This is a genomic window from Acinetobacter legionensis (genome assembly GCF_048551735.1).
GTDB lineage: Bacteria > Pseudomonadota > Gammaproteobacteria > Pseudomonadales > Moraxellaceae > Acinetobacter.
Window position 1 is genome coordinate 1 of record NZ_JBIMBV010000058.1, and the last position, 1,573, is coordinate 1,573.

Consider the following 1,573-nt stretch of genomic DNA (forward strand, 5'->3'; position numbering starts at 1 on the left):
TTAATTCTGTTAAATCAGCAATAGATTCTCTGAATAATTCAGTTAATGCTGTCACCAGTGCGGTCAATGGAAATGGCGATAAAGTCTCAAATTCTGTCAATGCAAACGGTGAGAAAGTTACCAATGCAGTTAATAAAGGCACTGAAGCAACCAAAGAAAATGGCAAAAAATTAGATCAAATTGCCAAGGGTCAAGAAGAGGGTAACTCTCTACTCAAAGATATAAAAGATTGGCTTACTGGAGAAAATAATCTCCCTGAAAATGAAAAACCTACAATCGAAGAATATGATGTCGGTGACTATGAAAAGTCCTATGTTTCTTGGTCTGCATCATGTCCACCTGACGTACAAATTCCGATTTCTTTAATGGGTCAATCTTCTACATTGATTCTTAAATGGTCTCCTTGGTGTGAATTACTTTCAAAAATAAGATGGGCAATCATTGCATGTGCTTACTTCTCTGCTGCCTACATTATTTTAGGGATGAGGGGATAATATGCCAGCATTACTCTTTCACATCGGTTCATGGTTGCTTTCAAACTTCGCCAAAAAGGTCCTATTTGGTGCTGGAGTAGCCATTGTCTCATCTGCAATTATCAATGGAATACTTTCAAAATTCATTCAAAAAGCTATAGATGCCTCATCTAATGTCGACCCTACATATCTAGGTTTACTTAGCATCTCAGGCATAGATCAAGCCATCTCAATCATTATTGGTGCACTTGTTGCCCGTGCAACTATTGTTGCGAGTTCAATGTCACTAAAAAAAATGTCGTGACGCGCTTACACGCACCGTACGCGTCTCCGTGTACGTAGCGTGGGGCGTGTCATGAAATAAAAGGAGTACAAAGAAATGCTATTTCTGTTTACGGGTAAGCCTGGTTCTTTTAAAACTGCTATGGCTGCTACTCGAGCTTTAAATTATTTAAAAGAAGGTCGTCCAGTTTATACAAACATTGATGGCTTTGATTATGAGGGTGTAAATCCACTTCCTGAAAATGATGATTGGAGAAATACACCTGACGGCTCTATCGTTATTTATGATGAAGCTCAGCAGTTTGATTTCTTTAAGTATAAGGGTCGAGAAAAACTGAGTACTGACGGACGTGTACAAGAATTAGAAACCCATCGTCATACTGGGCATGACATTATTCTTATCACTCAAAGTCCCAACTTCTTACATAATCATTTACTGGGTCTAGTGGGTTCACACTATCACTTACACCGTGCTTATGGTCGTGGTTTTGCTGACGTATTCTTGTGGCGTTATGCGGTGATGATGCCTGACTCCACAGGCTCTAAAAACAAAGCAGAAAGCCACGAAAAATTTAAACCTGATACAAAGATCTTCGATAAATATAAATCCACCACGATTGATACCCACAAACTTAAAATACCTGTGCTTTATTACAAGCTTGGTGGTTTTTTACTTGTTGTTGTTTCAATTATTTTATATATGGTCTTTGGTTCAAATAACCCATTTTTAAGTGCTTCAAAAATCAGAGAGAATGCACAAATTGCGAGTGGTGAACAAAAGCCGAATACAGTTATAGATTCTCAAGCATCATCTGTAA

The 1,573-nt window shown here is 38.1% G+C and carries 3 protein-coding genes; all 3 read left to right on the top strand.

Annotated elements, in window-relative coordinates; translation table 11 throughout:
- On the top strand, nucleotides 1–494 hold a 494-nt coding region (locus tag ACG9ZL_RS20900), incomplete at its 5' end, for a virulence factor TspB C-terminal domain-related protein (RefSeq protein ID WP_419361789.1).
- Between the two features lies 1 nt (nucleotide 495).
- Nucleotides 496–777, top strand: a complete 282-nt coding sequence (locus ACG9ZL_RS20905) for a DUF2523 family protein (RefSeq protein ID WP_419361792.1) — start codon at nucleotides 496–498, stop codon at nucleotides 775–777.
- 75 nt (nucleotides 778–852) lie between these two features.
- Nucleotides 853–1,573, top strand: a 721-nt coding sequence (locus tag ACG9ZL_RS20910; protein ID WP_419361795.1) for a zonular occludens toxin domain-containing protein, incomplete at its 3' end; no start/stop codon positions are given.